Annotated in this window: 22 protein-coding genes and 6 pseudogenes; 19 read left to right on the top strand and 9 right to left on the bottom strand. The window is 69.0% G+C overall.

The annotated features are described in order from the left end of the window. Window positions 1–115: 115 nt before the first annotated feature. Window positions 116–1,543, top strand: coding sequence for a multicopper oxidase family protein (locus OG611_RS40275; protein WP_266431654.1), 1,428 nt, complete (start codon window positions 116–118; stop codon window positions 1,541–1,543). A 251-nt stretch (window positions 1,544–1,794) separates the two neighbouring features. Then, window positions 1,795–1,941 carry a hypothetical protein gene (locus OG611_RS40270; RefSeq protein ID WP_266431652.1) on the top strand — a complete coding sequence of 49 codons (147 nt, stop codon included), beginning with the start codon at window positions 1,795–1,797 and terminating at the stop codon, window positions 1,939–1,941. Window positions 1,942–2,077: 136 nt separating this feature from the next. On the opposite strand, the gene OG611_RS40265 is transcribed toward OG611_RS40270, so the two are convergent. Both OG611_RS40265 and OG611_RS40260 read right to left on the bottom strand, forming a co-directional pair. Then, window positions 2,078–2,461 (bottom strand): DUF6415 family natural product biosynthesis protein, encoded by a 384-nt coding sequence (locus OG611_RS40265; RefSeq protein ID WP_266431651.1) that lies wholly within the window; start codon window positions 2,459–2,461, stop codon window positions 2,078–2,080. Beyond that, complete coding sequence (locus OG611_RS40260) at window positions 2,458–2,925, bottom strand: hypothetical protein (RefSeq protein WP_266431649.1); 468 nt, start codon at window positions 2,923–2,925, stop codon at window positions 2,458–2,460. The genes OG611_RS40265 and OG611_RS40260 overlap by 4 nt, the downstream gene beginning before the upstream one ends. Before the next feature lie 172 nt (window positions 2,926–3,097). On the opposite strand from OG611_RS40260, the gene OG611_RS40255 reads away from it, so the two are divergent. The 4 genes from OG611_RS40255 to OG611_RS40240 all read left to right on the top strand — a co-directional run bounded on the left by OG611_RS40255 (window position 3,098) and on the right by OG611_RS40240 (window position 6,174). Beyond that, window positions 3,098–4,336: a hypothetical protein gene (locus OG611_RS40255; protein WP_266431647.1), complete on the top strand. Its 1,239-nt coding sequence runs from the start codon at window positions 3,098–3,100 to the stop codon at window positions 4,334–4,336. Between the two features lie 14 nt (window positions 4,337–4,350). Continuing rightward, window positions 4,351–4,947 carry a GNAT family N-acetyltransferase gene (locus OG611_RS40250; RefSeq protein WP_266431645.1) on the top strand — a complete coding sequence of 199 codons (597 nt, stop codon included), beginning with the start codon at window positions 4,351–4,353 and terminating at the stop codon, window positions 4,945–4,947. 193 nt (window positions 4,948–5,140) lie between these two features. After that, window positions 5,141–5,350: a hypothetical protein gene (locus OG611_RS40245; RefSeq protein ID WP_266431643.1), complete on the top strand. Its 210-nt coding sequence runs from the start codon at window positions 5,141–5,143 to the stop codon at window positions 5,348–5,350. Window positions 5,351–5,460: 110 nt separating this feature from the next. Beyond that, on the top strand, window positions 5,461–6,174 hold the full coding sequence (locus OG611_RS40240; RefSeq protein WP_266431641.1) for a hypothetical protein: 714 nt from the start codon (window positions 5,461–5,463) through the stop codon (window positions 6,172–6,174). A gap of 42 nt (window positions 6,175–6,216) precedes the next feature. Here the strand turns inward: OG611_RS40240 and OG611_RS40235 are convergent. Then, window positions 6,217–6,893 (bottom strand): annotated as a pseudogene (locus OG611_RS40235) (IS6 family transposase). A 104-nt stretch (window positions 6,894–6,997) separates the two neighbouring features. Here OG611_RS40235 and OG611_RS40230 point away from each other — a divergent pair. Further along, entirely contained in the window at window positions 6,998–7,258 is a 261-nt protein-coding gene (locus OG611_RS40230) for a hypothetical protein (RefSeq protein ID WP_266431639.1), read from the top strand. A 135-nt stretch (window positions 7,259–7,393) separates the two neighbouring features. On the opposite strand, the gene OG611_RS40225 is transcribed toward OG611_RS40230, so the two are convergent. Beyond that, complete coding sequence (locus OG611_RS40225) at window positions 7,394–7,720, bottom strand: hypothetical protein (RefSeq protein WP_266431637.1); 327 nt, start codon at window positions 7,718–7,720, stop codon at window positions 7,394–7,396. A gap of 190 nt (window positions 7,721–7,910) precedes the next feature. Between OG611_RS40225 and OG611_RS40220 the strand changes: the two are divergent. From OG611_RS40220 to OG611_RS40210, 3 genes and pseudogenes are all read left to right on the top strand, one after another. Continuing rightward, window positions 7,911–8,570, top strand: a pseudogene (locus OG611_RS40220) (BTAD domain-containing putative transcriptional regulator); the annotation flags it as partial. Window positions 8,571–8,716: 146 nt separating this feature from the next. Then, on the top strand, window positions 8,717–10,981 hold the full coding sequence (locus OG611_RS40215) for a tetratricopeptide repeat protein (RefSeq protein ID WP_266431635.1): 2,265 nt from the start codon (window positions 8,717–8,719) through the stop codon (window positions 10,979–10,981). Between the two features lie 59 nt (window positions 10,982–11,040). After that, window positions 11,041–11,289 carry a hypothetical protein gene (locus OG611_RS40210; RefSeq protein ID WP_266431633.1) on the top strand — a complete coding sequence of 83 codons (249 nt, stop codon included), beginning with the start codon at window positions 11,041–11,043 and terminating at the stop codon, window positions 11,287–11,289. Between the two features lie 33 nt (window positions 11,290–11,322). Here OG611_RS40210 and OG611_RS40205 read toward each other — a convergent pair whose 3' ends face one another. Beyond that, complete coding sequence (locus OG611_RS40205; protein WP_266431631.1) at window positions 11,323–11,550, bottom strand: hypothetical protein; 228 nt, start codon at window positions 11,548–11,550, stop codon at window positions 11,323–11,325. A gap of 195 nt (window positions 11,551–11,745) precedes the next feature. Between OG611_RS40205 and OG611_RS40200 the strand changes: the two genes are divergently transcribed. Together OG611_RS40200 and OG611_RS40195 are read left to right on the top strand one after the other, a co-directional pair. Then, window positions 11,746–11,955 carry a cold-shock protein gene (locus OG611_RS40200; RefSeq protein WP_003254922.1) on the top strand — a complete coding sequence of 70 codons (210 nt, stop codon included), beginning with the start codon at window positions 11,746–11,748 and terminating at the stop codon, window positions 11,953–11,955. Between the two features lie 473 nt (window positions 11,956–12,428). Further along, window positions 12,429–12,710, top strand: coding sequence for a hypothetical protein (locus tag OG611_RS40195; RefSeq protein ID WP_266431553.1), 282 nt, complete (start codon window positions 12,429–12,431; stop codon window positions 12,708–12,710). Between the two features lie 129 nt (window positions 12,711–12,839). Here OG611_RS40195 and OG611_RS40190 read toward each other — a convergent pair whose 3' ends face one another. Next, complete coding sequence (locus OG611_RS40190; RefSeq protein ID WP_266431594.1) at window positions 12,840–14,228, bottom strand: hypothetical protein; 1,389 nt, start codon at window positions 14,226–14,228, stop codon at window positions 12,840–12,842. Between the two features lie 12 nt (window positions 14,229–14,240). On the opposite strand from OG611_RS40190, the gene OG611_RS40185 reads away from it, so the two are divergent. From OG611_RS40185 to OG611_RS40155, 7 genes and pseudogenes are all read left to right on the top strand, one after another. Then, complete coding sequence (locus OG611_RS40185) at window positions 14,241–14,402, top strand: hypothetical protein (RefSeq protein WP_266431592.1); 162 nt, start codon at window positions 14,241–14,243, stop codon at window positions 14,400–14,402. Between the two features lie 455 nt (window positions 14,403–14,857). Further along, window positions 14,858–15,584, top strand: a pseudogene (locus tag OG611_RS40180) (IS6 family transposase). A 287-nt stretch (window positions 15,585–15,871) separates the two neighbouring features. Continuing rightward, window positions 15,872–16,801 carry a hypothetical protein gene (locus OG611_RS40175; RefSeq protein ID WP_266431590.1) on the top strand — a complete coding sequence of 310 codons (930 nt, stop codon included), beginning with the start codon at window positions 15,872–15,874 and terminating at the stop codon, window positions 16,799–16,801. A 315-nt stretch (window positions 16,802–17,116) separates the two neighbouring features. After that, complete coding sequence (locus OG611_RS40170; protein ID WP_266420746.1) at window positions 17,117–17,557, top strand: hypothetical protein; 441 nt, start codon at window positions 17,117–17,119, stop codon at window positions 17,555–17,557. 64 nt (window positions 17,558–17,621) lie between these two features. Then, window positions 17,622–18,461: a transposase family protein gene (locus OG611_RS40165; RefSeq protein WP_266431589.1), complete on the top strand. Its 840-nt coding sequence runs from the start codon at window positions 17,622–17,624 to the stop codon at window positions 18,459–18,461. Window positions 18,462–18,490: 29 nt separating this feature from the next. Continuing rightward, window positions 18,491–18,883, top strand: coding sequence for a hypothetical protein (locus tag OG611_RS40160; protein WP_266431587.1), 393 nt, complete (start codon window positions 18,491–18,493; stop codon window positions 18,881–18,883). A 334-nt stretch (window positions 18,884–19,217) separates the two neighbouring features. Continuing rightward, window positions 19,218–19,403, top strand: a pseudogene (locus OG611_RS40155) (repressor LexA); the annotation flags it as partial. Between the two features lie 32 nt (window positions 19,404–19,435). Here OG611_RS40155 and OG611_RS40150 read toward each other — a convergent pair. From OG611_RS40150 to OG611_RS40140, 3 genes and pseudogenes are all read right to left on the bottom strand, one after another. Next, window positions 19,436–19,678, bottom strand: a pseudogene (locus tag OG611_RS40150) (ISAzo13 family transposase); the annotation flags it as partial. Window positions 19,679–19,733: 55 nt separating this feature from the next. Further along, window positions 19,734–20,048 (bottom strand): annotated as a pseudogene (locus OG611_RS40145) (transposase); the annotation flags it as partial. Window positions 20,049–20,113: 65 nt separating this feature from the next. Continuing rightward, window positions 20,114–20,701, bottom strand: coding sequence for a TetR/AcrR family transcriptional regulator (locus OG611_RS40140; protein ID WP_266431585.1), 588 nt, complete (start codon window positions 20,699–20,701; stop codon window positions 20,114–20,116). Between the last annotated feature and the right edge of the window lie 295 nt (window positions 20,702–20,996).

The following is a 20,996-nucleotide window of genomic DNA, read 5'->3' as shown; positions in this document are numbered from 1 at the left end:
GCCGCACCTGTTGCCGGTCGACCCCACACTGCACTGGGCGAACCCTCCGGGCGGAACATCGGCCCGGGACTCACGTCCCGGATTCCGCTCGACACCCGGACCGTATACGGGCCCAGTGCCGATCGTGACGCACCTGCATGGCGGGCGGAACTCGGAGGAGAGCGACGGCTTCACCGAAGCCTGGTACCTTCCCCGCGCGCTTGACCTCCCAGCGGGATACGCTGAAGTCGGCTCATTCTACGAGGAGTTCAAGGAAAAGTTCGAAGACCGGTTCGGTGACGCCTGGGGCCGGGGGGACGCCGTGTTCCAGTACGCCAACGCGGAGAGGGCCTCGACCTTCTGGTTCCACGATCACGCCCTGGGCGTCACGCGGTTGAATGTCTACGCCGGACTGGCAGGGTTCTACCTTCTGCGAGGCGGCCCTGCGGACCTTCCCGTTGGGGTATTGCCCGGTCCCGCGCCCCGGCCCGGTGATCCGCCCGGCCGGAAGTACTACGAGATCCCTCTCGCCATCCAGGACCGCTCGTTCCACGTCGACGGCAGCTTGTTCTACCCGGCCGGACGCACTGCCTTCGACGGATTCAGGGGCCCCTACATCCCGGACAGTGACATCCCCCCGATCTGGAACCCCGAGTTCTTCGGCAACACGATGGTGACCAACGGGAGCACCTGGCCAGTCCTTCAAGTCGAACCGCGCCGCTACCGCTTCAGGTTTCTCAACGGATGCAACTCGCGGTACCTGATCCTCAAGATTGTCACCCACCCACTTGCCCACCGCCCCGCGACCCCCGCCCTCCCCTTCTGCCAGATCGGAAGTGAGGGAGGCTTCCTCCCCACACCCGTACAGCGCGACCAGATGCTCATCGCTCCCGCCGAGCGCGTCGACGTGATCGTCGACTTCGCATCCGTCCCGGTCGGGACCGAGCTCTATCTGATCAACGAGGGCCCCGACAAAGCATTCCAGGGCGGGAAGGCAGGTACGGACTACTCCCCGGCGGACCCCGCCACCACCGGACAAATCATGAAGCTCGTCATCGAAGCACTCACCTCACCGGACACGACCGTGCCACCGTCCCAGCTGTCGCTTCCGCCGTTCGAACCGTTGGGCAAGGCAAGCCGCATCCGACGGCTTTCCCTCAGCGAGCAGAAGTCCGCGTCGCTGCCGCACGTTGGCCCCCGGCAAATGCTGCTCGGCACCCTGGACCGGAACGGGGCCCCTGTGCCGATGCGCTGGGACGACCCCGTTACGGAGAATCCGGCCCTGGGCGCGACCGAGATCTGGGAGATTCACAACTTCACGAAGGACGCACACCCGATCCATGTCCACGAAGTCCAGTTCCAAGTCCTCGACCGGCAACAGGCCGGCCGTGCCGCGCGGCCCACCGAGCCGTGGGAGAACGGGTTCAAGGACACAGCAGTCGCCTACCCGGGTGCCGTGACGAGACTGAAAGCGACGTTCGACCGGGCAGGCCGATACGTCTGGCACTGTCACATGCTCGAACACGAAGACAACGAAATAATGCGCCCCTACACCGTCGGATGACGGCGGAGGAGGTTCTGCCTCTCTCCTGTGTCTCGGAATGCTCCCCTGGAGCAAGATCAGCCAGAGCCGGAACCTCGGGCAGGCGGGCTGTCGGCGCATCCTGCGCACTGCTATGGCCCCGCACTGCGGCAACGCCCCGCAGATGCCGGCCGCGTCCGGAGTCCGGGTCCGGGAACGACGGGGCAGCACCGGGCACCTTTACGCGGCCCGGCTGGGTGGGATGGCTCGGTGGTGGGCTCATCGTCCTGACGATGGGCTGCCTCGCCTACGTCACCCACCGCCACCCGTCCCTCGCCACGCCGTTGACGGTCGCCATCGGCGGCGCAAGCTTCCTGATCGCCTGCATCGCAGTCGCAGTCGCTGTCGCTGCCGTCGCCGCCATCCTGATCACCCGATGACGCCGCGCCCCGCCCGTTCCCGGGCCGGACCGGCGGCCACCGGGCACCCGCTCCGGGCTCCGCCACAGGGCTGCACCGGCAGCCGGATCGGTTCGGCGGGCGGTGGGTCAGCAATCGGGTCAGCGCGTCACAGACGTCAGGAGGACGGAACCGGCCGCGCCTTGAGGAGCTGGTCCAGCCCCCGGTACAGCGCCCGTACCAGCCGGGCCCGTTGCTGCGCGTGCGCGAGGGTGGTCTGGGAGGTCACCGACAGGCGGCGCTCCGCTTCCTGGAGGACCTGCTCGGCCACCGGCCGCAGCTTGCTGTCCTTGGGCAGGGCCTCGACGTGCCGGCTGACTTCGGCGGCGACGATTCGGGCGTGCCCGGTGAGGAGCAGGGCGATCTGCGCGCAGTCGCCCGCCCGCAGACCGTTCGCGTCCTTCCGTGCCAGCATCGCATCGACCAGCGCCATCATGGGCGCGCGGTCGAGCGGCAGCTCCTCGGCCAGGAGCGCCTCGGGGTCGTACAGCACCGCGCTCATGACCGTGGCTCCTCTGGTTCCAGGCCCGTGACCAAGGCGGTCGGGTCGGTGGCGATGACGAACAGCCCGCGGTCCAGCAGCCAGGACCGTTGCGTGTTCCAGTCGTGCCAGCGGTAGGCGATGTGCGCGAACGCGGGGACGACGATCCCGGCTACCCGGCCGCTCTCCACCGCTGCGCGGATCCGTGCCCAGCCCGGCCGCAGCTCCGTGTCCTGGTCGAGCGGCCCGGTGTCGGTCACCACGCAGCCGGCCGGAACGTCCCAGCCCTGCGCCTGCGCGTGCGCGGCCAGGGGCGCCGTCACCAGGTGCTCCGTGCCCGGCACCGGGACCACGGCGTACAGCGCCACCGCGGTCAACGGCGCGACGGGGGCCCCGTCCACTGCCGGGGCACGGAGAGCTGCGATCTTCCTGCGCACCCGGGCAGGTAAGGGCCGGGCGGTGGTGTGGCGGGACGAGTTCGGCATGGGGGCCTCTCCGGGACGGTTTGTCGGCGTACTCCCAGATAACCGCGACTCGTTCGGGTGGGCTCAGGCCAGAAAGCGGGCATCTCCAGAACAGGGACCGGACAGTTTTACCAAGGCAGAAGAGCGGCAGGACTACCGTCTGTGCCGCGACCGGAAACCTGCGGGGGAACCGATGGACAGACAGCGAAACACTCAACTCGAAGCCGCGATGGCCGAGTACGGCTTCACGCACCAGGGCCTGGCCGACGAGATCAATCGCATCACCGGCCGGATCTTCGGAGAGTCCCACCCCCGCAAGTGCACCGACCGCCACGTCAGACGCTGGGTCAGCGGCGAGGTCCGATGGCCATGGACCCGCTACCTTCACGCCCTGGAACAGCTCTTCGACCGCCCGGCGCAGGCACTCGGCTTCCTCCCAAGAGGCAGGAACAGCGCGAGCCTGCCGGCCCCGCCGCGGTCTCCCGCACCGACGAAGGAGGCGCCCGTGCGCCGCCGCCGCTTCATCACCGCGACCGCCGCCACGACGGTCGCCCTCGCCCTCAACATCGACGAAACCCCCATCAGCGGCCGGATGTCGATGAGCGACGTCGAACGCGCCCGCGAGCGGATCGACCGCCTCGACGCCCACTTCAGCGCCATCGGAGGCCAACCCCTCCTGACCGTCGCCACCGCCTACCTCGACCGCCTGACCACCGCAGCCGACCGCTGCACCTACGGGCCACGCGTCGAGCAGGCACTCCACACCGCCATCGCGTCACTGTGCAGCTCGGCCGGATGGGCCGCAGACGACGCCGGAGACCTGGACGCAGCACACCTGTGGCGCACCACCGCACTGCAAAGGGCCATCCTCGGCACCAGCCACCAAGCCCAGGCACGGGCCTGGTCCGACCTTGCCATCCACGCCCGCCGCGGCGGACACGACCGCGAAGCCCTACGCATCAGCCAGACCGCCCTCACCAGCCGCGAAGCCCGCCAGGACCCCCGCTACGCCGCCCTGCTCCAATCCCGCCTGGCCATCAGCCACGCCCGCACCGGCAACCGCCCGGCAGCAGCCCGCGCCCTGCTCGCCGCCCAGGCCGCCTACGACCGCATCAACCCCACCCAACCCGCACCACGCTGGCTGAACTTCCTCACTGCCGCAGAGATCAGCGGACTCGCCGCCATCACCCACCAGGCAATGGGACGCCTCGCCGACGCCGAGACCGCCACCACCCAGGCCCTCACCCTCCTCGAACCCCGCCTGCGCCGCAGCCGCGCGTACTACGGAGTCCAGCTCGCCGAACTCCAACTCGCCCAGGGAAACACCGCCGGCGCCCGAACCACCGCAACCACCATCGACGCCACGCACATCGGCAGCCGCGCCATCACCAGCCGACTCGCCACCGTCCACCGAACCCTCGCCGCCGCATAGGAGAACCGCCCGCAGTGACCGCTGACATAGAACTCCGCCACTACACCACCCACCACCGCACCACCCAGCTGCGCACGCTCCTGCTGGACGTCTACGCCGAGGTGTACGCGAAGGAAGCGCAGACCGACCCGTTCTGCGCCGTCGACCGGTTCGCCGAAGGACTCCACAGCTGGATGACCCATCCCGACTGGACCTGCATCGTCGGCTACGACCACGGACAGCCCGTCGGCTACGCCTACGGAGCTCCGCTGTATCCCGCCAGCCGCTGGTGGGGCGGACTGCTCACCGACGTACCCGCCGGGACCATCACCGAGACCGGCACACGCACCTACGCACTCAGTGAGCTGATGGTCCGCACCCCCTGGCGCAAGACCGGCACCGCCCGCCGGCTCCACGACGAGCTGCTCGCCGCCCGGCCCGAGAAACGCGCCACGCTCCTGGTCCTGAAGGACCATCCCAAGGTCCGGGCACTGTATGAATCATGGGGCTGGCAGACACTGGGCGACCTACGCCCACGCATCCCGCACGCGCCGCTCTTCCACTCCATGCTGCTGGACCTCCCACCAGACCACGGACCCGTCGTCGCCACCGTTCCGACCGTAAAGGCCTAGCGGGCCTGCCGGTTGCTCAACAGGTTGCTCAACAGGTTGCGTAACGGGTTGCCTAACAGGTTGCCAAGGGTGGATTCGCTTGACGGCTGTTCCCGCAGGTCAGCGGCGTGGGTCAGCGCGACGCAGACGCCGACACCTCTTCCCCGAAGGGGAAGAGCACCCTTCTCTTTTTCCCCCCCAGGACGTCGCGCGGATGTCCGTGGCCCTGTACTCCGGGACCGATGAGGACGCGATGCGAGAGCGGTACCTGTTCCTCAACGGCAACCCGCTGCTGCGGATGGAGCGTGTGGGGATGCCCGCTCCGCTGTTCCTCGGCTTCCACTGCCGGGCGGCCCGCGGGCCGCAGAAGGGTGAGCCCGGAGTAGTCGTGCTCGGAGGGTGGGGGCCCGGCGCGGTTTGGTGAGGAGCTTGTCGAACGCCTGGGGCCGACTCGTTGTGCGGGATCCCTGTATGGGCAAGAGGTTCTGCGGCGTTCGGGGCTACTCATGCCGAGTCGGGACGCATACTGGCGCGGTGACAGACTTACTGGGCACGGACGTCGATGACAGCGACATCTGGGGTCGTTCCGCCGCGCGGGTTCAATCCGCCCGGGCCTTGGCCGAACAAGCCATGGCTGGCAGGGACACGCAAGCACTCGAAGAGTCGGTCGCGCTGTGGGAAGCCGTTCTGCGAGACCGCACCGTCCCGGATTCGATACTGCCGCTCTTGGAACTCGTGGACGTGGAGATCGGCGCGTGTCTGGCTCTGGGTAGTACGGAGCCTCTGTCAAGGGGCATCGGCCGCCTAGACGAGGCGATAGCGCGCTCTCCAGAAGCGCGCGCTCGGATCGATGTCCAGCGGGCACGGCTTACCGCCTACGAGGTCCGCGCCTCGTTGACCGAATCCACAGACCCTGCGCATTCGGCGGAGGACTGGTTGACGGTCTCGGGCATCGCGCGATTCCTCGCTGAGTCGGCGACGGACGGCAGCATCGAGCAAGGTGAGCGGTTCGAGACCATGGGCCGAGCCCTCCTCATGCACCATGAGCTGGCCCTGGTTCCGGAGTCCCTGGGTGAGGCAGTCATATCGCTTCGCCGGGCCGTGTCCGCCCTCACCGGTCCTCGGCGGAAGGCCGCCGAGGCCTGCTACTTGCTGGGGCGTGCCCTGCGCCTGCGTGGTGAGCGAGATCGCTCACCGGACGATCTCAACGAGGGGCGCTGTCACGCTGTTGGGTGTGTGGGTGTCTGATGGTGTGTCGGGGCATGGTGGGGCCTGGTTCGGGGCCTGTGCTCAGGCCGTGGTGGACAGACCGGCGGTGCCGGTGACCTGCTCCCAGGTGGTGAAGCGGTGCTGCATCTCGGTGCGGTAGTCGGGGGCGGTCATCAGATGCCGGCGGGGCCGGAAGTGCGGTGAGATACCGCTGAACGCGGACAGGAACCGCTGCGCCCCGCCGGCGGAGCGGAAGCCTTTCATCGCACGTTCACGCTGCCGGGTGGGCTGGTGGCTGTTCTCCGCCCGGTTGTTCAGCCCCTTGTGCGAGCGGTGCTCGACCGAGGGCATGACCTCGCGGTGAGCGGCGCCGTAGGAGCGGAGCCTGTCCGTGACGACCACCCGCGGCACCGTACGGGTCGTCTTCACCAGACGACGGAAGAATTGCCTGGCCGCGGTCTTGTCCCGCCGGTTCTGTGCGAGGATGTCCAGCACCATGCCGTCCTGGTCGACAGCCCGCCAGAGGTACTTCTGCTCGCCGTTGATCTTGACGAAGACCTCGTCCAGGTGCCACTTGTCACCAGGCCGGGGCCGGCGGCGGCGCAGCGAATTGGCGTACTGGTGCCCGAACTTCAGGCACCAGCGGCGGATGGTCTCGTAGGATAGGAGACGATCACGCCGCGCTCGAGCATCAGCTCCTCGACCTCACGGAAGCTGAGCGGGAACCGGAAGTACAGCCACACGCAGTGGGAGATCACCTCGACCGGGTACCGGTGACCCTGTACGACGGCGACGCGCTCCCCACGGACGACTCCCCCTCCACCATGATCAACCCGAAGATCATCCCACCCGCTCAGTCAACGTGACAGCGCCGTTCTACGCCCTGGTGCGGATGCAGGACACGCGGCCGAAGGTCGTCGACGGCCTCAAGCGGACCAACGACGAGCTGCAGCAGAAGATCACCCGCCTGCGTGCCGAGCGCGACCGGCTGCGCACGGACGTCCAGCAGCTGGTGCGGGGCGTACACGTCCTGGAGATGGAGAATCAGCAACTGCGCGAGGCAGCCGACAGTGATGGCGTCGTTCGAGTGCTGCCCGTCCAACACTGGCCCTCGATAGCTTGATCCCCAGCAGAGCCCCGGGAACTCCCGGAGCTCTGCGGTAACCAATATTCTGTTTACGACAACCCGGCCGGACAACCGCCCGGCCGGGAGCCTCAGGCACGGTGCACGGGCTTCAGAGTGGCTGATCGGGGAGCATCAGCACTCGTAGGCCTCCAGCGCCTTGCCATCAGTTGAGTCCCACCTGAAGGTGGCGCTCCTCCCGCTGCTGATCTTCTGGCAGTCGGGGTCCAACGCCCAGTCGACGGAGACGGTGGCGTGTATCGCATAGCTGCATACGTTCTTGACCGTTGCTTTGCCTTCCCAGTTGCCGGTCAGCTGGGCGCAGCCGCTGAGCGATGCGGCATGAGTGATGCTCGACGGCCCAGGGGCTGCTGCTGCGGGAGCCGCCCCAGTCGCAGCGAGGGCCCCCGCCGCGATTGCCATGGCGAGGGGCGTCAGGATGGTGCGACGACGAGTACCCATGCTTCTCCTCAAGGTCGAACGGGTTGATGCCCTGCTTCCCTCTGGCCGCTGAGCGGCCGGGGACGTGCCACTCACGGTGCCGGGGCCGGCGTCGGCGAACCTTCGGAAAAGCTTGAATCCGCCTGGAACCACAGGTCGGTGGCGCCCAGAGTGGGGGGCGTAGAGACGACCGGGTGTCGCAGGGGGTGTGATGGCCACGCGCTTCGGGATTCTGGGGACCATCGAGGTACGGCGGGACGGAGCCCCGATCGACGTGGGGCACGCGATGCAGCGCCGGGTGCTGGCCGCGCTGCTCGTCGACGCCGACCGGGCGGTGTCGGCCGACGCGCTGGTGGACCGGGTATGGGGGGACACCGAGCCGGCGAACGACCGCCGGAAGCTGTACGGATACCTCTCCCGGCTGCGGCACGCACTGGCTGCCGACGGCACCGCCATCACACGGGAGCGGGGCGGCGGCTACCGGCTGGCGGTCGAGCCCTCGGCGGTGGACGCGCACCGCTTCCGCGAACTGTCGGACCGGGCCCGGAAGGCGGGCGGCGACGTGCAGGCGGAGGCTCTGTGGCGGGAAGCCCTGGAGCTATGGCGGGGCAGCGCGTTCGCCGGGGCGGACACCCCGTGGTTCAACGCGCAGCGCCACCTCCTGGACGGCGAGCGGCTGGCCGCCGAGCTGGAACTGGTCAACGTGCGGCTGCGCCTGGGACAGCACGACGGACTGGTGAGTGAATTGACCGCCCGGGCCGAGGCGCATCCGCTCGACGAACGGGTGATCGGGCAACTGATTCTGGCCCTGTACCGGTGCGAACGACAGGCCGAAGCGCTGGAGGCGTACGAGCGCGCTCGGCGACGCCTCGCCGACGAGCTGGGCGTCGACCCGGGCGCGGCGCTGCGGCGACTGTACGAACGGATCCTCACCGGCGACCGCAGCTCGCCGCGCCCCGCTCCGCTGCACCACCCGCCACCACAAACCCGGCCGCCACGACGAACCCGACGGGCACCATGCAACCGGCCGCCACCACAAAACTGCCCGGTGAGAGCGGCACGGTGGCGAACGTGGGCCCGCCGATGGCACGCCAGCTCGTCCCCCGGCTCCTCCCGGCGGACGTGTCACTCTTCGTCGGCCGGGAGGACGAGGTGGAGGAGGCTCGCCGGCTGCTCGGCGAAGAACGGCCCGGCCCGGCGACAGTGCTGGTCACCGGCCCCGCCGGAGTGGGCAAGACCGCCTTCGCGATACGGACGGGGTACCTGCTCGCCTCCCGCTTCCCGGACGGCCAGCTCCACGCGGACCTGCGGGGCTTCGACGACGAGCCGGCCGAGCCGTTCACGGTCCTCGGCACCTTCCTCCGCGCGCTCGGCATCCCCGGCGGTGCCGTGCCCGCGGAGCTGACCGGCCGCGTCCATCTCTACCGCACCCTGCTGGCAGGGCGGCAGACGCTCGTCGTCCTGGACAACGCCGCCAGTGCCCAGCAGGTGAGTGACCTCCTGCCCAGCGGCGTGCGCTGTGCCACCATCATCACCAGCCGGACGACCATGGCGGAACTGTGCGGCCGCCGACTCTCCCTGGACGTACTGGACCCCGCGAGGGGACTCGACCTGCTGCGCGAGATGCTGGGCCGGGGCCGGACCGACGCCGACTCGGGGGCGGCCCGTTCCATCGTGGATACTTGCGGTGGCCTTCCCCTGGCGGTGTGGGTCGCCGGTGCGCGGCTGGCCGCCCGACCGCACTGGCCTCTGGCCAAGGTGGCGCACGCCCTCGCCGACGAGCAGCGCAAGCTCGACGAGTTGGCCGTCGGCCACATCGCCGTACGGGCCAGCCTCGAACTGACCTACCAGCAGATGTCCGCGGCGACGCAGCACGCTCTGCGGATGGTCGCCCTGCTGCCCGGGCCGAGCTTCGCCGCCTGGGCGCTGGCCGCGCTGCTGGACACGGCCCTGCCCGAGGCGGAGGCCGTCCTAGACGATCTAGTCGAGGTGCACCTGGTGCAGGCCGGTTCGGTGAACGCAACCGGCATCCGCTATCAACTGCATGACCTGGTACGCCTGTTCGCCAGGGAGCGCACGAAGTCGGACGTCCCGGAGCGGGATCGCACGGCAGCCCTCACCCGATTACTCGGGGCGAGCCTGCACCTCGCCGACCTCGCCGCGGACACCCTCAGCGTCGACTTTCAGGGCATCTCACAGCTGGATCTGGCCTCCTGGCGGCTGGCTGCGGCCGATGCCGATCAGCTGCTCGCCGATCCCCTCGCCTGGTTCAACGACGAACGCCAGTTCCTCATCGACGTGGCAGAACAAGCTCTGGACGGAACGGAGGGTGTCGCACCCGCCGCCGGTCTGGCCACCGCCCTCACGACCCTCTTCCAGGTCGGCAGCCACTTCGACGACTGGGAGAGGCTTCAGAACCGCGCACTCAAGGCGGCCCTCAGCAACGGCGACCGGCACAGCGCCGCGAAGGTCCACCGCTGCCTCGGCGAACTCACCACCATCCTCGACCGCTATCCGGAAGCAGTGGACCACTTCGAGCAGGCCCTGCTGCTCGCCGAGGGGGAGGGGCCCACGTACCGGGCCAGTGCCACGGCCGGGCTGGCCTATGTGCACCGGCTCCTCGGCCAGTACTCCACCGCCGTGCTCCGTTTCGAAGAGGCCGCCGAGCTCGCCGAAGCGGCGGGCAACGTCAACTGTCTCGTCTACGCGACCAACGGCCTCGGCGTCATCGACCTCGAGCTGGGACGTGTCGAGGCCGCCATCGCGCGGTTCACGAAGTGCCTGCGGGTCAGCCGGGTCGCGGGCTACCGGCCCGGGGAGGCCCAGGCGTTGCGATGCCTGGGTCAGAGCCATCGCGCGCTCGGCGCCTACCCGGCCGCCGCCGACGCCTACCGGCGAGCCGTCGCGATCAGTGAGGACCTCGGCGACCGCCTCAGCGCCACACACGCGACGTGCTGGCTCGGGGACGTTCTGATCCGGCAGGGCGAGCACCGGGAAGGACGCCGCCTTCTGGCCCGGAGTCTGTGGACCTACCGGGAGTTCGGCAATCTCTGGGGCGAAGCGGCGACACTGTACGCGCTGGCCGAGGCACAGCTCGCGGTGGGCCGTCCGGCACCGGCCCGCAGGCGCGCCGAGGCCGCCGTCATGCTCTGGAGGCAGATCGGCTCCAGCAGGTGGCTGGCCGTCGGCCTCGACACCCTGGCCGAAGCACACGCTCTGGCCGGCGATCACACGGCCGCGGCTCGTGCCCGCGACGAGGCCGAAGGGGCGCGTAAGGCTTAAAAGGGCACTGTCACGCCGTCAGACACCCACCCAACTAGGTGACAGTGCCGGTCGACTTGATGGAGGCCCTGCGAGCCAGCGTCGAGGGGGCCCGCAGCCCGAAGGACACCGGGGAAAAGGCCGGCGCCTCCGACAAGGGGCGCGGGAAGAAGCCTGCCGTGAAGAAGCACACCAAGGCCTCGGACATTGGGTCGCTACGGTCGCTGACCAAGATCGAGCTGTACGAGAAGGCCACCAAAGCCGGTGTCAAAGGACGTTCCAGCATGACCCACGACCAGCTCGCCGACGCCCTCGCCAAGGGCAGCTGAAGAGCTTCGGCGACGGGCGGGACTCTCGCCCTCTCACGGCCCTGTCTCGGGTGCTTTGGGCCCGATGACGACGAATTCCTCGCCATTCCAGTGCATGACCAGTTCCCGTATCCCGTCCGGTCCGCTCCGGGCTGCCCGCACCAGCTCGACCCGGCCCGCCATGCTCCAGCCGTGCTCCGCCCAGTACGGATGGGCACTGATCAGGCAGGACAGCCGGATCAGCTCCCGGCGCAGCTCGGCCGCCCCGACGGCGGGCCGCAAGGCGAGCTCGTTGTAGATGCGGATCTGCCGGCGCCTGAGAGCGATTGTCCTGTGCCAGCGAACCTTGATCGTGTGACACCGAACGTTGAGCGTGTGCCATTGGACCCTTCCTGGCGCGTTCTGGGGTTACTCGCCTGGCCGGAGGAGCAGGATGATCTGCGAAGTTGATCAGTGCGGAATGGGATCAGGGAGAACATGAGTAATCGTCAGAGCGGCGTTGTGAAGTGGTTCAACGACGAGAAGGGCTACGGGTTCATCACCCCGCAGAGCGGGGACGACCTCTTCGTTCACTTCAAGGCGATCCAGGCCGACGGCTTCAAGACCCTCAAGGAAGGCCAGGCCGTCACCTTCGTCGCAACGCGTGGCCAGAAGGGCATGCAGGCCGAAGAGGTCCAGATCGCCTAGCAGCGTATGCCGCCTGCGGGCGAGCGTCACGTACACGTCCTCCCGCAGGCGCGAGGGCCGGTCCGCCGGATTCGCGGGCGGGAGCCCGTGACCAGGATTCGATGTCAAGCGATCAAGGTTCGCTGGCACAGGACAGCGATCAGGCCGTCGGGGAAACGGAAGGACATCATCCACATATTCAATCAGGTGCTCGAATTTCGGTGCGGGTTCCCGGCCGGGCCCGAATCAGGGTCGCCGCCCACTGGGCACCGGACCGACGATGAGTACGACCAGGAGCCTTCTCGCTTCGGTGCCGAGTAGACGAGTGCCGTTCGGAACGTCCCTCCCGACGCGGTGGGGCAGGCGGTGCAGGCCTGGATGGAGCGGCATCCGGTACAGCGGACTATCTCGCCGTGGCCTCCGTGTCGGGCGGGCGCGATATCGTGAAGCCCCTGATGTCTGTTGCTTTTCATGATCCGGCAGGAGCGTTCCGAGTGCCCGAGGACCCCATCGCCCACAGCGAGCTGTCCGCCCTGACTCGCCGCTACGAAGAGACTGCGCAGAAGACCGACCGCGAGTTCGGCATCGTCAAGAGCGACCTGACCGCGCTCCGCCTCCAGGTCGGTAATCTCGACCAGAAGGTCGACGGGCTGGGCGAGCGCCTCGATGGGCTGGAGCAGAAGATCGACGGGTTCCTGTCGGAACAGCGCAGTGTGAACGCCACCCTGGTCGAACTGCTCTCGGGTCTCGTCGGCAAGGACACCTCCTCCGGCTGACCCGGGCCTCGTCGGAGGCTCCTCTGCCGGATCGCCGTCGATACGGAGGCGGCCCCGCCGTCACCGACACGTGGGCCCCATCGGCCCCGACCAGACACTGTCTGGTCGGGGCCGATGCGCATGTACGGGTCAGTTTCCGGTGCGCAGGTGTTCTTGGCGGGCCTGGACCAGGCCGCGCCATGCGGAGCGGACATCGTCTTCGCTCCTGGTCCAGCGGGTGGTCGAGGGCTCCGGCAGGGGCAGGGCGGCCATGAAGTGGGCGATGTCGGTGAAGTAGGCGAAGTCGCCGGTGGCGGTGAGTTCGCCCAGGCGGCTGATGGTGGCGGCCAGGTTCTGCTCCTCGCTGCGGACGGCGTGGTGGAAGGCGAGGGTGAGCTCCACGAAGCGGTGGAGGAAGGGGAGCCCGGCGGCCTCGATGCCGGTGTGCAGGCCCTGGGCGCGGCCGGGGACGCTGTCGGTTCCGGCGTCCTTGATCAGGGCGACGACCTGGGCGAGGAGGGTGTTGGAGCGCTGGTCGAGGCCGTTCAGGAGCTGGTGGGCGAGAGCGAGCTCGTCGCCGGCCCGGGCGGGGTCGGCGAAGGAGAGGGCCAGGGCGAGGCGGACCTGTGTCATGGCGCGCTCGCCGACGGCGCCGTGCTGCTCGGCTTCGGCGCGGCCGGTTTCGAAGGCGGTGACGGCCTGGGTGGTGTCGGCTTGGGACCAGTGGATGTCGCCGAGGACGCGGTGGTGGCGGCCCTTCCAGCCCAGGGCGGGGACGGCGGCCAGGGCGGCGGGGAAGTCACCGTTGAGGCGGGCCAGGTTGGCCAGACCGCGGCAGGCCTTGAGGGCGAGGCGGCCGCCGGTGTCGGCGACCTGCTGCATGCCGGCGCGGGCGGCGTCGTTCTGGCTGAGGTCCTTGTACGCCTTGGCCCGGTAGTACAGGGCCATCTCGGTCAGCTCGGCGGGCAGCAGGCCGGTGTCCAGGACGGCGGTCAGACGGTCGGCGGTGCGCTGGCGGTGTTCGTGCTGGCGGCGGGTGATCGCGGTGAGGAGTTCGGCCAGGGTATCGGCAGGCGTGTCCAGTGCCGGGTCCGGTACCCCGCCGCTGGTGCCTGCCGGGACGGTGGGTGGGGTGAGAGGTTCCCAGACGGAGTCGTCGGTGTAGACGAAGGCGGCGTCGGTGAGCCAGCCCAGGTCGGTCAGGCGGTGGTCGCGGGCCAGCCGCAGGCCCTGGCGCAGGCAGGCGACGAGGAGGATGCGGCTGGGGGTGAGGGCGGTGGTCGCGGCCCATTGGCCGCCGAGGGCGGCCAGGGCGCGGGTGGCGGCCTGGTGCCAGTCCGCGGGTGTCCAGCGGTCGTCGGTGTGGTCGTCGGCTTCGGTGAGGGCGGAGCGGATCGCGCCGTGCAGGTGGTACGGCCACAGGGCGTACGGGTTTTCCGTGAGGATGGGCCGCTCCGTCAGGCGCCGGGCGGGTGCCTGGTGGGTGAGGCCCGCGGCGCGGGTGGCGAGGTCGAGGTCGAAGGCGTCCAGCAGGGACACCGAACGCAGGACGTGCCGTTCGTCGGGGGTGAGGTCGGACAGGGCGCGGGCCAGGAGCGCGGGGAAGGTGTGGTCGAAGTCGGCGGGCTGCGGCTCGCGGACGCGGCGGATCTCCAGGAAGCGGGAGGCGGCCAGGTCGAGGTGGAGGGGGCAGGCCGTGGGAGCGGGCGGTGATCACGGCCCGGATCTCGGGGCCGATGAGGGGCCGGCCGTCCTTGACCAGGCGGCAGGCGAGGTGGCCGTCGCAGTCCTCGGGGGAGAGGTCGCCGATCAGGTGCTGCCGCCCGCCCGGCGTGCTGTGCCGGGGTGGCGGGACCGTGCCCGGCGCGGTGGCCAGCCCCGGCCAGGCGGCCGGGCCGGTGTGGTCGAGCTGCCCGTGCAGCGCGGGGTCGGCCCACTGCAGCCGGGACCGGCCGCTGATGACGAAGAAGCAGTTCGGCATCAGCCACACCAGGCGCTGCAAGAGGCGTTCGAGGTCGCGGTGACGGTCGGCGGTGTCCTCGAAGGTGTCCAGCAGGATCACCGGCGTGACCTTCTTGCCGTCGGGCACACGGGCCAGCTCCCACGCCGACACTGTCACGTTGGCTGACCGGGTGGGATGATCTTCGGGGTGATCATGGTGGAGGGGGTTGTCCGTGGGTAGTACGCCGCCGTCGTACAAGGGGCACCGGTACCCGGTCGAGGTGATCTCCCACTGCGTGTGGCTGTACTTCCGCTTCCCGTTGTCATTCCGTGAGGTGGAGGAGCTGATGCTGCAGCGCGGCATCATCGTGTCCTACGAGACGGTCCGCCGCTGGTGTCTGAAGTTCGGGCAGCCCTACGCCAACGCGCTGCGCCGCCGATGTTCCCGCCCCGGCGACAAATGGCATCTTGACGAGGTCTTCATCACGATCAACGGCGAGCAGAAGTACCTCTGGCGCGCGGTCGACCAGGACGGCAACGTGCTGGACATCCTCGTCCAGAACCGGCGCAACAAGGCTGCGGCCAGGCGCTTCTTCCGTCGGCTCCTCAAAGGAATCGGGGCCGTGCCGAGGGTGATCGTCACGGACAAGCTCCGTTCCTACGGAGCGGCCCACCGCGAGGTGACGCCCTCGGTCGAGCACCGCTCCCACAAAGGCCCGAAACAACCGGGCCGAGAACTCCCACCAGCCAACGAGGCAGCGCGAACGCGCCATGAAAAGCTTCCACAGCGTCGGAGGAGCTCAGAGATTCCTGTCCGCGTTCAGCGGCATCCCACCCCACTTCCGGCCACGCCGGCACCGAAGGACCGCCCCCGACCACCGCACCGAGATGACCGTCCGCTTCGTGATCTGGGACCAGATCACCGGCGCCACCACCCCGCCCACCGCAGCATGACCCAGGCCCCCGCCCAACCCCCACACGCCCTCAACCGATCAACACCCCACCAACGTGACAACGCCGTTTGACGTGGACGAACACGGTGTGAACGTCAGCGGGATCATTCAGGTACAGGTCATGGGCATGGGGCCGCTCCGTCGGGGCCCCCGCCGCCAGTGACAAGGTGAACCGTCCATGGATACGCCGGCAACTGACTCGCCGGAAGCAACTTTTGCGCCGAAACCCGCGTCTGCCAGTGGGAACGGGACCGAACCCCACCGACCCATACATGAACGGAGCTTTCGGTGCTCATAGGACTGCTCACCGCCGTGGCAGCATCGATCTGTTACGGCACGGGCTCCGTCCTTCAGGCCGTCGGATCACAGAAGTCAGCCCGCCGGGAGGTCGCCGCGGGCAGCGTGACCCAGCACGGTGGCCCGAGCCTGTCGGCCACTGCGAAGGCGGCGATGACCTGGGAGTTCATCGTCGGGACCATCCTGGACTTCGTCGGCTTCGGGCTCGGCGCACTGGCGGCGCGCCTCCTGCCGCTGTTCCTGTCGCAGACTGTGATCAGCGCCAACTTGGTGATCACGGCGGTGCTGAGCATCAAGCTCCTCGGCATCCGGCTCAACCGCGCCGAGTGGACCTCGATTGCTGTGGTCTGCTCCGCGCTGGTGCTTCTGGCGACGGCGGCGGGCCCGGAAGGCAGCGGCGACACCCTGATCTCCACGCACTGGTGGCTGCTGGGGATCTCGCTGCTCCTGATCGTGGGTGGCACCGTGGTCGTACGCCTGCTGGGGGCGCGCGCCGCGATCCTGGCCGGCCTGCTGTCCGGACTGGGCTTCGGCGCCCTCGGTGTCGGGGTCCGTGTGCTGAACGGCATCGACCCTTTCGACCCGGGAGCGCTGCTCTGCGACCCGGCGCTCTACGCGATCCTGGTGGCAGGCATCGGCGGCATGTACCTGCACACGGTCGCCCTGCAGATCGGCTCGGTCAACGGCGCCACCGCCGCGCTGGTCGTCGGCGAGACCGTCCTGCCGGGCATCATCGGCGTGCTGTGGCTCGGCGATGCCTCCCGTCCCGGCTTCGCCTGGGCGGCGATCACCGGGTTCGTGCTCGCCGTATCGGGCGCGGTGGCAGTGGCCTGGTTCGGGTCCCCGAAAGGGCACGACAGCGACCCCGAGGCGGCGCCCGTGACACCCGCCAAGGACGCCCAGACGTCCGCGGGGGTCTGACCCGGCACCAGATGCGCCGAATTTCCAACGCTTGGCTGCCGTACGGGAGTCTGGTGGCCAAACCGACGACTCGCCTGCGCATCGTCTCTTCCGTTCGGCATCGTTGAGCACTGTGCATCGTGAAGTTGCAGGTCGCGAGTCTGGTGTGAGGGGCGGGCGGGATACTCAGGCTGGTCGTCGGCGGGTGTCCATGGTGAAGATCGTCTGACCTGTCGGCCGGAGACGTTGTCGGGTTCTGCTGCGCCGATCGTCGTGCCGCTCCTACGATCCGTCACCGAGCCGGTACGCCGGGAAAGCGTGGGGAGGACGTGGGGGATGCAGGAGCTGGAGCGGATCACGGCTCGCCGGAGTGAACTGGACGTGCTCGCTGAGGGGTTGGTCAAGCAACTGCAGGAGGTCCAGGCCGAGCGGGAGGAGCTGGTGATCGCCGAGCGGGTCCTGAACCGGCTGGCCGAGCAGGACCAGGCCGCGGCGGTCCTCCCGGTTCCCGCCCGGGTGGCGGGGCGGGCGGTCCTGCTGATCCCGCATCGCGGCGAGAATCCCGACGAGGCCGCCCTGCCCGCCGGCTACCGCAGGATTCTGGTGATCGTGCGGGCCGCCGACGGCCCGGTCCAGGTCAGGGGTGTCGGCGAGGAGCTGGGCCTTGAGGTGGCGGTGCGCGGCAAGCTGGAACCATTGCGCGCGAAGATGACCAAGCTCGCCGACCGCGGCTGGCTGCACAAACGGCCCGACGGGCGGTTCACCGCACGCCCGTAGCGGTACTGAAGGCGGGCGTCGTCAGGGCGTAACCAGCGGGCCCCCGGCGGCAGTTGAGTTTGGTGTGAAGAAAAACAACCATGCCGGCGAGGGCCCTGACGGCCTTGTCTACACCGCTCGCCTCCCGCTGTCGAGTGCCACCCTGAACTGGCTCGCCGGCCTGATACGCGGCCACTGCAAGAAGATCGGCTCGCGGTGGCGGGCCTTGCCCGCCGGGAAGATCGCCGCCATCGTGCTGGCAGTGCTGCGCTGTGACCAGCGGCCGGGTGACCTGGCCAGCGGCAACGGGATACACCGCACCACCGTGACACGGTGGGTCAGGGAGGTCGTCAGCCTGCTGGCCGTCCGCGCCCCGCGCCTGGACAGGGCCCTGAAGAAGATCGCCCGAACGGGTGGCGGGGTGGTCCTGCTGGACGGCTCGCTGATCCGCACCCGGCGGCGCACCGGGAAGGAAAACCGGAAGAACTACTCGGGCAAGCACAAACACCATGGCCTGCTCGTGATCGCGCTCACCGACGACAAGGGCCGACTGCTCTGGGTCTCGGCGGCCCGGCCAGGACGGACCTCGGAGATCACCGCCTGTCGTCACGACAAACTCACGCAGAAGTTGCGGGCGGCCGGGCTCGGAGCGATCGCCGACCTGGGATTCGTGGGGCTCGACGACAGCGGGCCTGACGCTGACCCGGCGGTGATCACCGGCTACAAGGCCGCCAGGAACCGGCCGCTCACGCGAGGGCAGAAGCTGTCCAACAAGGCGTTGTCAGCCGTCCGGGCGCCGGTCGAGCACGGCTTCGCCCACCTGAAGAACTGGCGGGTCCTCGGCAAAGTACGCACCGACCCGAGGTGGGCGACCGCCCTGGTGAGGGCTCTGCTGGTACTGACGAACCGTGAAGTCTCCAGGTGACCGACGATCTTCGCCGAAGTCATCCGCCCGTGACCAGCACGAGCATCCCGAACCTCGCGCACACCAGACCCGTGACCTGCAACTTCACGATGCACAGTGCTCACTGGGCCTTCCGACGGTGGCGTGAGGACAGTCCGCTGCGCCGCGCGGCACTGGCGAGCCTGGCCCGCATGCAAGAACTCGGTGTCGAGCTCGACGATGTCGACCTGGCAGGGCAACGGCTCCCCACCCCGCGACGCCGCGCCGGATACCGGAGCGAGCCCCGCTGGTGGATCAACTGGAAGTGGCAGGGGTATCGGAGCATTCCATACTGCGTCCCCAGCGGAGACGGCTGGCTGGAAGTGGTCCAGCCCACCCGAACACGCCCGCTGAACGCGTTGGTGATCAAGCCCGGGCCCAAGGCGGCCGCCCTCCGCAGCTGACCAGTCCGGTCTGCGACTGGAGTCGTGACCGGGGCCACCATCGCGGACATGCTGGACCGAGGGCCTGCCGTCCTCACCTGCCGGAGTGTCCACGCCCAGCACGCGCCTGACGAAGCGACGCCGCCTGGACTCACGTTCTACGCCCACACGGTCAACCGGTCCGAACGCGATCATCCGCGGCCGTCGGCCAGAACACGCGCCGGCCAGGCAAGAATCCCAGTCGCAGGCGCTCGCCGCGTTACGCGCCCCGCCGCCCACAACTGTCGAAATGATGTTCCATTTGTCAGTGGGTGGGGCTACTGTCCAGGGACGCAAGATCGCAAGGGGGGGCACCATGAACACCACCCACTTCCGGCCGGGCCGGCCTCCGGGCATCCGTCAGGGCTCCGATGGACTGACGGACAGGCAGCGCGACATCGTCAACACGATCCGGGACTGGATCGCCGAGACCGGCGAGAGCCCTTCCGTCCGGCAGATCGGCGAACGGGTCGGCCTGTCCAGCACCAGCCCCGTTGCCTACGGCAGCAGACCAGGGTCAGTGACCGCAAACGGCTTGCGGCCGGCTCCCGGAGACCGAACCCTCCTCATCGGCGCCGGGTCTCCGGTCAGTTCAGTGACGCCGCGCGCGACGGTGGCAGTGCTGGTTCCGGAAGCGGCAGCCATCAGGGTGATTCCACCGTGGCCGATGGCCGTGGCCTCGCTGGCCAGGTAGAGCCGACGGCGGCGCTCATCGAGATGCGGCAGGATCCGATCGCACTTGGCCCGTAACACGGCAACGGGCGGACGCACAGTCATGCCCCACCCTCCCACCAACGCCGCCTGGGCAAGCAGTAATTGAAATACAAGCCCTGGCGGTACCGGAGTACTGCCGTTGCACCCCGGCTGAGGTGATGCCCTTCTTGACGAAGCCGGTGTCATCGATGATCAGGATGCCGTCGTCGGTGCCGAGGTGTTCGGCGACGTAACCCTGCAGGTCGTCGCGTATCCCGTCGGCCTCCCAGCGGCTCTTCGCCAGGAGGTGCTGCAGCCCGTCAGGGGTGGAGTGCCCGGCGAATTCGGCCAGTTGCCAGGAGTTTTTGCGCCCCACGGATCCGAGCAGACCCCGCACGTAGTCCCGCATCCGGCGTCTGGGCTCGACGCGGGGGAAGCGGTGCCCGATCCGCAAGAAGAGTGGTTGGGGCGGCCATGTCGGTGATTGTCGCGGGCGACGGCCGCGTGGCTTCCGGCGGCCTACTGTTTGACGGCGTCGGCGATGTCGACGATCGCACGGGAGATCGCGTCGAGTTCGGACTCGCTCACGCCGTCCGTTCCTGCGGCGAGGTTCTGCACGTAGATGCCGTCGATCGCGCCCACCGTGTAGCGCGCCAGCAGTGTGACGTCCCGGTCCCCGGCGTCGACCGCGCGCTCGAGCCTGTCGGCGAACGCACCGATGAACGACTGGTAGCTTCTGGCCGCGAGTTGCACCTTGTGCGGGGTGCGCAGCGCCCACAGCAGCAGCTCGTACTGGGCGATTGCGGCCTGCCTATCGGTTCGCAGCAGGTACTGGAAGCGGCTGATCAGCGAGCGCGTGATCTCCTGGCACGTGTGGGCCTCCGCCGGTTCGGGGTTCGAGCCGATGATGGAGGCGCGAAGGGTGTCGTCGACCGCCGCGTAGATCTCGTCTTTGCCCTTGAAGCTGTAGTGCAACGCGGCAAGGTTCACTCCGGCTTCGTTGGCGATCCGCCGGGTGGTCGCGGCGGCGAGTCCGTCACGAGCGATGACGCGGGTGGCCGCCTCGACGATTCGCGAGTGCCGTTCAGCCGCCGTCAGATACCCCATGTCCCCACCATTCGTCCACTGTTCGCCTCCCCATCGCGCCGCACGAGCGCCATGGCAAAAGCCTGTCTGGGCGGAGGCGGGCGCCGGCCCCCGCTCACGCATCCCGGTCCAGTGGCCGGGCCACGACACTCCAGCATCGATCGTACGCACCTCTTGACGGAATCCGGGCGCGCACCTAGTGTCTCGGGCATTCTAAGTCAGACGTACGACTGACTTAGTCGAATGACTGCACTTTCCCTCGACAGCTCGCCGTGCGAACCACCCTCGCCACTAAGCGTCCGCGCAGGTGTTCGGC

The sequence above is a fragment of the Streptomyces sp. NBC_01363 genome, from assembly GCF_026340595.1.
In the GTDB taxonomy this organism is placed as follows: domain Bacteria; phylum Actinomycetota; class Actinomycetes; order Streptomycetales; family Streptomycetaceae; genus Streptomyces.
Note: the sequence above shows the minus strand (reverse complement) of the source record. Positions and strands in the feature narration are given on the sequence as shown.